The 8363-nt window shown below is 42.9% G+C and carries 10 protein-coding genes; all 10 read left to right on the top strand.

The features are described from left to right. Nucleotides 1-765, top strand: a 765-nt coding sequence (gene pduB, locus BUB56_RS08115) for a propanediol utilization microcompartment protein PduB (protein ID WP_110940824.1), incomplete at its 5' end; no start/stop codon positions are given. 31 nt (nt 766-796) lie between these two features. Continuing rightward, complete coding sequence (locus tag BUB56_RS08110) at nt 797-2461, top strand: propanediol/glycerol family dehydratase large subunit (protein WP_110940819.1); 1665 nt, start codon at nt 797-799, stop codon at nt 2459-2461. Between the two features lie 29 nt (nt 2462-2490). Further along, nucleotides 2491-3141 (top strand): propanediol/glycerol family dehydratase medium subunit, encoded by a 651-nt coding sequence (locus BUB56_RS08105; protein WP_110940818.1) that lies wholly within the window; start codon nt 2491-2493, stop codon nt 3139-3141. Nucleotides 3142-3157: 16 nt separating this feature from the next. Next, entirely contained in the window at nt 3158-3673 is a 516-nt protein-coding gene (locus BUB56_RS08100) for a diol dehydratase small subunit (protein ID WP_110940817.1), read from the top strand. A 29-nt stretch (nt 3674-3702) separates the two neighbouring features. Beyond that, on the top strand, nt 3703-5523 hold the full coding sequence (locus BUB56_RS08095) for a diol dehydratase reactivase subunit alpha (RefSeq protein ID WP_110940816.1): 1821 nt from the start codon (nt 3703-3705) through the stop codon (nt 5521-5523). Between the two features lie 3 nt (nt 5524-5526). After that, a complete protein-coding gene (locus tag BUB56_RS08090; RefSeq protein ID WP_110940815.1) occupies nt 5527-5991 on the top strand; it encodes a glycerol dehydratase reactivase beta/small subunit family protein in 465 nt (154 codons plus the stop codon). A 13-nt stretch (nt 5992-6004) separates the two neighbouring features. After that, a complete protein-coding gene (locus BUB56_RS20365; protein WP_110940814.1) occupies nt 6005-6556 on the top strand; it encodes a BMC domain-containing protein in 552 nt (183 codons plus the stop codon). A 3-nt stretch (nt 6557-6559) separates the two neighbouring features. Further along, on the top strand, nt 6560-6841 hold the full coding sequence (locus BUB56_RS08080; RefSeq protein ID WP_110940813.1) for a BMC domain-containing protein: 282 nt from the start codon (nt 6560-6562) through the stop codon (nt 6839-6841). 27 nt (nt 6842-6868) lie between these two features. Next, nucleotides 6869-7516, top strand: a complete 648-nt coding sequence (pduL, locus tag BUB56_RS08075) for a phosphate propanoyltransferase (protein WP_110940812.1) — start codon at nt 6869-6871, stop codon at nt 7514-7516. 15 nt (nt 7517-7531) lie between these two features. Beyond that, a complete protein-coding gene (gene eutJ / locus BUB56_RS08070) occupies nt 7532-8353 on the top strand; it encodes an ethanolamine utilization protein EutJ (RefSeq protein ID WP_110940811.1) in 822 nt (273 codons plus the stop codon). Nucleotides 8354-8363: the final 10 nt, after the last annotated feature.

Here is an 8363-nt window from a genome sequence, read left to right as displayed (position 1 = left end):
ATCATGGAAGAAGTAATGAAAAAGGTAGATAGTGCTAAAGTAGAAGAGAAAAAAGAGGTGAAGTGTGAAATGAAAACTTGTTCATTAACTGAATTTGTAGGTACAGCTATTGGCGATACAATTGGATTGGTAATTGCAAACGTGGATAATCAAGTACATGAAGCCATGGGTTTAGATAAGAAATATCGTTCTATCGGAATTATTGGTGCTCGTACAGGAGCAGGTCCTCATATCATGGCTGCTGATGAGGCAGTAAAAGCTACAAACACAGAGATCATCAAAATTGAATTGGCAAGAGATACAAAGGGCGGCGCAGGCCATGGCTGCTTAATCCTATTTGGAGCAGAAGACGTATCCGATGCAAGAAGAGCAGTAGAAGTAGCATTAAAAGAATTAGACAGAACCTTCGGTGATGTATATGCCAACGATGCAGGTCACTTGGAGTTCCAGTACACAGCAAGAGCAAGCTATGCATGCAACAAGGCCTTCAATGCACCATTAGGAAAAGCCTTCGGATTAATCGTAGGGGCTCCGGCAGCCATCGGGGTTATGATAGCCGATACTGCTGTAAAAGCAGCAAATGTAGACGTCATCGGCTATGCATCACCAGCAGGCGGCACAAGCTTCTCCAACGAGGTAATTCTATTCATCAGCGGTGACTCCGGTGCAGTAAGACAAGCGATCATTGCGGCAAGAGAAGTAGGGGTTAAGCTGCTAGGTACACTGGCAGACGAGCCAAAGCCAGTAACTGTTCCATATATATAAAATCCGGCAGTAAATAAGGGAGGGAAAAAGGATGAAATCAAAACGCTTTCAAGCACTAGCAGCCCGTCCTGTTAATCAAGACGGTTTCGTAGGAGAATGGGCAGAAGTAGGTCTGATCGCCATGAACAGCCCCAACGATCCAAAGCCAAGCATTAAAATTGAAAATGGAAAAGTCGTTGAATTGGATAGTAAAAAAAGAGCAGATTTTGATATGATTGACCGCTTTATTGCAGACTATGCGATTAATTTAGATAAAGCCAATGAAGTTATGAGCATGAATTCTCAAGAGCTGGCTAAGATGCTGGTGGATGTAAATGTTCCAAGGGAGAAAATTGTGTCGCTGACAACGGCCATGACACCTGCGAAAATCGTAGAGGTTGTTGGGTATATGAATGTTGTAGAGATGATGATGGCCCTTCAAAAAATGAGAGCCAGAAAAACACCCTCCAACCAGTGCCACGTTACAAACGTAAAGGATCATCCCGTACAAATCGCTGCTGATTCAGCGGAAGCTGCTTTGAGAGGATTTGATGAGCATGAAACAACAGTAGGTATTGTACGTTATGCACCCTTTAATGCTTTATCTCTATTAGTAGGCTCTCAGGTAGGCCGCGGTGGCGTATTGACGCAATGCGCGATTGAAGAGGCTACAGAGCTATTGCTGGGTATGAGAGGTCTTACCTGCTATGCTGAAACCGTGTCTGTATACGGTACGGAGCCTGTATTTATAGACGGAGACGATACACCTTGGTCAAAATCCTTCTTGGCCTCTGCTTATGCATCTAGAGGATTGAAGATGAGATTTACTTCCGGAACAGGCTCAGAGGTGCAGATGGGCTATGCAGAAGGCAAATCCATGCTTTACCTAGAGGCAAGATGTATCTATATCACTAAGGGCGCAGGTGTTCAAGGTTTGCAGAATGGATCCATCAGCTGTATTGGAGTTCCCGGCGGAGTTCCTTCCGGCATAAGAGCCGTACTTGCTGAGAATTTGATTACAACCATGCTGGATATGGAGGTTGCTTCTGGAAATGACCAAACCTTCTCACATTCTGATATGAGGAGAACCGCAAGATTGCTGATGCAAATGCTGCCCGGCACAGATTTCATTACCTCCGGATATAGTGCAGTTCCAAATTATGATAATATGTTTGCCGGCTCTAACGTAGACGCAGAGGATTATGATGACTTTAATGCCATTCAAAGAGACCTTAAGGTAGATGGTGGTCTAAGACCGGTATCCGAAGATGAGGTCATTGCTATCCGCAATAAGGCCGCAAGAGCCCTTCAGGCTGTATTTGCAGAATTAGGCCTTCCAGCCATTACAGATGAAGAGGTAGAAGCTGCTACCTATGCCCATGGCAGTAAAGACATGCCTGATAGAAATGTTGTAGAGGATTTAAAAGCTGCAGAGGATATGATGAAGCGTGCGGTAACAGGTTTAGATATCGTTAAGGCTTTAAGCAAGCATGGCTTTGAAGATGTTGCACAAAATGTCTTAAATATGCTTAAACAGAGGATTTCCGGGGATTATCTTCACACTTCAGCGATTATCGATAAAGACTTTAATGTAATTAGTGCGGTGAACAACTGCAATGATTATATGGGTCCAGGAACTGGATATCAATTAAGCGAAGCCAGATGGAATGAAATTAAGAACATTCCAAATGCAATTAGACCGGAAGATATTCAATAGAAGGAAACAGAGAAAGGGGTGTAAAGCTGATGGCAGTTAGTGAGAAGTTAATACGAGAAGTAATAGAGGAAGTCCTAAAGGGTTTTAATTTAGAAGATATAAAGGTTGAAAGGATGGCAGCAAGTGCTGCAAAAAGATTAGAACTAAAAGAAAAAGGTACAGCTACCACAGGTGTAAGGAAAGATGAGGTAGTAGTAGCCTTGGCGCCTGCCTTTGGAAGATTCCAAACAAAAACAATCACAGATATTCCTCATCCCGATGTATTAAGAGAAGTAATCGCCGGTATTGAGGAGGAAGGCCTAAATGCTAGGGTTATAAGAGTACTTAGGACCTCCGATGTAGCCTTTATAGCCCATGATGCAGCGAAATTAAGCGGATCTGGGATTGGTATCGGAATCCAATCCAAGGGAACCACTGTTATTCATCAAAAAGATTTGTTGCCACTCAATAACCTGGAACTTTTTCCGCAAGCCCCGCTGCTTGATTTGGAAACCTTTAGAGCAATCGGTAAGAATGCTGCGAAGTATGCTAAGGGGGAATCGCCCAAACCGGTTCCTACACGAAATGATCAAATGGCAAGACCTAAATTTCAAGCAAAAGCGGCCTTACTGCACATAAAAGAAACAGAGCATGTTGAACTTGGAGGCAAACCGGTTGAGTTGGAAGTTAGCTTTTATTAAATGGAGGTGAAAATAGATGAATCAACAACAATTAATTGAACAAATTGTCAGGGAAGTAATGTTAAGCATGGGAAGTGGAAATGCAGAGACTGGCGTGAAAAAGGAAGCCGGTGACTGTAAAATAAATCCAAAAACAGATTATCCATTGGCAACGAACCGACCAGAGTGGGTAAAAACACCGACAGGAAAAAGCCTGGATGATATTACACTAAAAGCTGTATTAAATGGTGATGTAACGCCGGCAGATGTCAGAATATCTCCAGAAACACTGGAACTTCAGGCGCAGGTTGCTGAATCCGTGGGAAGAACGGCATTTGCAAGAAATTTAAGAAGAGCAGCCGAATTGATTGCTGTACCGGATGATAGAATCCTTGAAATCTATAATGCTCTAAGACCCTATCGTTCTACAAAGCAGGAACTGTTGGAAATTGCCAATGAATTAGAGGGAAAATATAAGGCTTTCATTAATGCTGGTTTTGTTAGGGAAGCAGCTGAAGTCTATGAGCAGAGAAATCGATTGAGACAAGACTAAAACCGGCATAAAGTCCAGGAGGTAAAGATATGAAACTTGTAGCAGGAGTTGATATAGGAAACGCCACCACAGAAGTTGCCTTAGCACAAATTACAGATCAAAATGAAATCAAGTTTTTGTCCGGCGGCATAGTAAATACCACTGGAATCAAAGGAACAAGGCAGAATATCCATGGTGTCTTTGCCTCTCTTAAGCAGGCTTTAGACAAGACGAATTTTAAGATGGAAGATTTAGATTTAATCAGAATAAATGAAGCTGCTCCTGTGATAGGGGATGTGGCCATGGAAACGATTACGGAAACGATCATCACCGAATCAACCATGATTGGCCACAATCCCTCTACACCAGGGGGATTGGGCTTAGGAGTAGGAACTACAATCCATATTGATCATCTAAATGCTCGCAGCGGCGAAGAGGCAATGATCGTTTTAATTCCAAAAAATGTTGATTTTATGCATGCTGCCCAGGAAATAAACCGGTTTACGGATCTTGGCTTCAATATCCAGGGTGCGGTTGCACAAAGGGATGATGGAGTACTGATCAATAATCGGTTAAAGAAACCGATTCCCATTGTAGACGAGGTACTGCTTCTTGAAAAAGTACCTGTAAATATGAAAGCAGCAATTGAAGTAGCTAGTCCCGGTGGTGTAGTAGAAATATTATCGAATCCCTATGGGATTGCTACTGTTTTTGGTTTGACTTCGGAAGAAACAAAGCAAATCGTGCCTATTGCCAGGGCACTAATAGGCAATCGCTCCGCTGTTGTGATCAAAACACCGAAGGGGGATGTGCAAGAAAGAAGAATTCCTGCGGGCCAAATTTATATTATTGGTGAAAAGAGAAGAGCAACAGTAGATGTGGATGATGGTGCTGAAAGGATCATGAAAATTTTAAAAATATCAGCGCCTATAAAGGATATAAAGGGCGAACCGGGAACCAATGCCGGTGGAATGCTGGAGAAAGTACGGCAGGTCATGTCGGATCTTACCAAGCAGCATCCAAATTCCATTAAGATACAGGATTTGCTGGCAGTGGATACCTTTGTTCCCCAAAAGGTAAAAGGCGGCTTAGCAGAGGAATTTTCCATGGAAAATGCAGTAGGTATAGCTGCAATGGTAAAAGCAGATAAGCTGCAGATGGATATGATTGCTGAAGAACTGAAAGCGGAGATCGCAGTACCCGTAGAGGTAGGCGGTGTAGAAGCGGATATGGCCATAAGAGGTGCCCTCACAACGCCAGGCAGCAGCACGCCCCTTGCCATATTGGATATGGGGGCGGGATCAACAGATGCATCCGTTATTAATAAAAATGGTGAAATCAGGTCGATCCATTTAGCAGGTGCAGGGAATATGGTAACGCTTTTGATTCGTTCCGAATTGGGTTTAGAAGATACTGAGATGGCAGAGGATATCAAGAAATATCCTTTGGCGAAGGTAGAAAGCTTATTCCACATACGACATGAAGACGGAACGGTACAATTCTATGAAAAGCCGTTAGATCCCAATGTATTTGCAAAGGTTGTGATCTTAAAGGACAATAATATGATCCCAATACCAGATCATAACTCTGTAGAAAAGATCAAATTAATTCGTCGTTCTGCTAAAGAAAAGGTATTTGTTACAAATGCCATAAGAGCCCTGAGCATGGTATGTCCTACGGGGAATGTGAGGGATATTGAATTTGTAGTATTGGTTGGAGGCTCGGCCTTAGATTTTGAAGTGCCTCAGCTGGTGACGGATGCACTGTCACAATATGGCGTAGTAGCAGGCAGAGGAAATATTCGAGGTTCTGAAGGCCCTAGAAATGCCGTAGCTACAGGTTTAATTCTAGCCATGAAGGGGAGGCAATAGATTATGAAAATCGCCTATGGAATCGAGAAGCCTTCTATTTATGTGTATTATAGCAGTTCCATCACAGATATATCTATTTTTCATCAATTGATTTGGGGTATCGAAGAAGAGGGTATCCCCTACCAAATGATCCGGCAGACAGAAGGAGAGGCTTTGAAATTAAGCTTTATGGCGGCAGAGGCATCTAGCCTGGGTGTAGGATTGGGAATTGGAGATGATCGTTTGATTATTCTCCATTATAGAAAACTTCCCTATGAAATGCCACTCTTTCAGATACCCCATGCCAGCAGCCCGAGTATGATGAGAGCTGTAGGTGCAAATGCAGCCAGACTGGTAAAGGGGATACCCTTTAAAGAAATAGATCACAAAAACAATCGGGAGGATCAATATCCTTCAGAAATAGAATCTGACTTGAAAAGTATTATTGCCAAAGTTCTAGAGGAAATCAATCGTAAAATGAAGCCTTAAGGAGGTGTAACGATTGTCCAGACTTGCCTTAGGAATTATCGAAACCGTTGGTTTAGCTGCAGCCATCGAGGCAGCAGATGCAGCTGTAAAATCTGCCAATGTTATGCTCATTGGCTATGAACTGACAAAAGGCGGCGGAATGGTAACCACAAAGCTAGAGGGAGAAGTAGGAGCAGTAAAAGCAGCCGTTGAAGCTGGCTGCGCAGCTGCTGAAAGAATTAATAGAGTGTGGAGTAAGCAGGTTATTCCTAGACCGCATGAAGAAATCGGCAAAATCATACGCACAAAAGAAACGATCGGGCTGGTACAAAAAAATAAGTCTGAAGTTGTCGATGTAGAGGGTGAAGAACAAACGGCAGGGAGTACAGAAATGGAAGCTGAATTAGAGGACAAAGAAGATGGGCTTGAAAATCCCCATCCCGATGAGGCTCCTCAAAAGGAAGACTTAGAAATCCTAGTTTCAGCCGAGGTCTGCAATTTATGCAAAGATCTGAAATGTCCTAGAAGAAAAGGCGATTTAAAAACCTTATGTATCCACTATGATGAAAAAGGAGAGGAGGAGTAATCGATGAGTGATGCTTTAGGAATGATTGAAACGAAAGGTTTAGTGGGGTCCATTGAAGCTGCTGATGCCATGACAAAAGCAGCCAATGTAACACTGGTTGGCTATGAAAAAATAGGCTCCGGCTTGATTACTGTCATGGTAAGAGGTGATGTTGGAGCAGTAAAGGCTGCCACAGATGCCGGGGCTGCAGCTGCAGCAAAAGTAGGGGAAGTGGTTTCTGTTCATGTGATTGCAAGACCTCATACAGATACAGAAAAACTTTTGCCAAGAGTGGCTTCAGAGTAAGGAATTCATAGAGAAGGGAGCTTTTAAATGATTCAATTGGATAAGCGATTGGTTGATGAAATTGTAAAAAAAGTTTTACAGAGAATAGATTATCCTATGAAAGAAGACAGCATACCCATAGGGGTTTCTAATCGCCATATCCATTTGAGTAAGGAAGATCTTGAAGCTTTATTTGGTTCAGGATATCAGCTGACAAAACTGAAAGATTTGAAACAGCCCGGACAGTATGCTGCAGTTGAGACAGTAAAAGTTCTTGGGCCAAAGGGAAGCTTTGATAGCGTTAGGATACTGGGACCTGTCAGAAACCTTACCCAATTGGAGATTTCCTTCTCTGACGGTTATGTGCTGGGGGTAGAACCACCGGTTCGAGAATCAGGGAAAATTGGAGGCACGCCTAGTATACGGATCATTGGGCCGAAAGGGGAAATAAGGAAAAAAGAAGGAGTTATAGCTGCGCTGAGGCATATCCATATGCCTACAGACTATGCAGTGAGGCATAATCTGAAGGATAAGGATTTTGTTAATGTAGCAGCTGAAGGATTGAGAAAAATTGTTTTTTATAATGTTTTAGTTAGAGTGTCGGACCAATATGCATTAGAGATGCATGTGGATACTGATGAAGCAAATGCAGGGGGATTAAAGAACGGAGATCGTGTAAAAATCATAACAGATTAAAGGGGATTGGGGTCTATGGATCTGACAAGAGCCAATGAGTATATAGAAAAATTCGCAAGACTGGTGGAAGAGAAGCGAAGCAATCCTTATGAAGGTGAGCTAAGAGTGGGTGTAGACCTGGGAACAGTCAATATTGTGCTTTCGGTAGTAGATAGTGCTGGAAATCCTGTTGCAGGGGCATTATATCCAGCCTCAGTGGTCAAAGACGGTTTGGTAGTGGACTATGTGGGAGCAGTACGTATTGTACGGAATCTAAAGCAGGGGGTTGAAAGCATACTGGGAAAGAGATTAATGCAAGCTGCTACTGCAGTGCCACCGGGCACAGTGGGAGGTAATGCCAAGGCCATTTCAAATGTAGTCGAATCTTCCGATATGGAGGTGATCAATGTAGTAGATGAACCGACAGCAGCTGCTGCAGTATTAAACATAATGGATGGTGCAGTTGTAGATGTTGGTGGAGGCACTACAGGGATAAGCATCCTTAGAAGAGGAGAAGTAATCTACACAGCCGACGAGCCAACAGGAGGAACCCATATGAGCCTTGTAGTAGCAGGGAACTATAAAATTTCCTTCGAGGAGGCAGAGGTGCTTAAAAAGGATCCCAATAGACAAAAAGAAATCTTTTCTATTATAAGACCAGTTGTAGAAAAAATGGCTTCGATTGTTAAACGTCATGTGACTGGTTACGGTGTTAAAAATATTTATGTGGTTGGAGGGGCCTGCTGCTTTGAAGCCTTTGAAAGTGTTTTTGTCAAAGAAATCGGCATACCGACTGTAAAGCCCATTAAGCCCCTTCTGGTCACGCCTCTGGGCATTGCACTGAACTGTAAGAAGTGAGGTGATATAA

Origin of the sequence: Geosporobacter subterraneus DSM 17957 (genome assembly GCF_900142145.1) — a bacterium.
Classification (GTDB): domain Bacteria; phylum Bacillota; class Clostridia; order Peptostreptococcales; family Thermotaleaceae; genus Geosporobacter; species Geosporobacter subterraneus.
The sequence above is the reverse complement of the archived record's forward strand: the minus strand, read 5'-3'. Positions and strand labels throughout refer to the sequence as shown.

Coding starts and splice junctions, on each gene's coding strand:
- BUB56_RS08080 (WP_110940813.1), top strand. CDS start 6,560: ATGAGTGATGCTTTAGGAATGATTGAAACGAAAGGTTTAGTGGGGTCC.
- BUB56_RS08095 (WP_110940816.1), top strand. CDS start 3,703: ATGAAACTTGTAGCAGGAGTTGATATAGGAAACGCCACCACAGAAGTT.
- eutJ (WP_110940811.1), top strand. CDS start 7,532: ATGGATCTGACAAGAGCCAATGAGTATATAGAAAAATTCGCAAGACTG.
- pduL (WP_110940812.1), top strand. CDS start 6,869: ATGATTCAATTGGATAAGCGATTGGTTGATGAAATTGTAAAAAAAGTT.
- BUB56_RS08100 (WP_110940817.1), top strand. CDS start 3,158: ATGAATCAACAACAATTAATTGAACAAATTGTCAGGGAAGTAATGTTA.
- BUB56_RS08105 (WP_110940818.1), top strand. CDS start 2,491: ATGGCAGTTAGTGAGAAGTTAATACGAGAAGTAATAGAGGAAGTCCTA.
- BUB56_RS08090 (WP_110940815.1), top strand. CDS start 5,527: ATGAAAATCGCCTATGGAATCGAGAAGCCTTCTATTTATGTGTATTAT.
- BUB56_RS08110 (WP_110940819.1), top strand. CDS start 797: ATGAAATCAAAACGCTTTCAAGCACTAGCAGCCCGTCCTGTTAATCAA.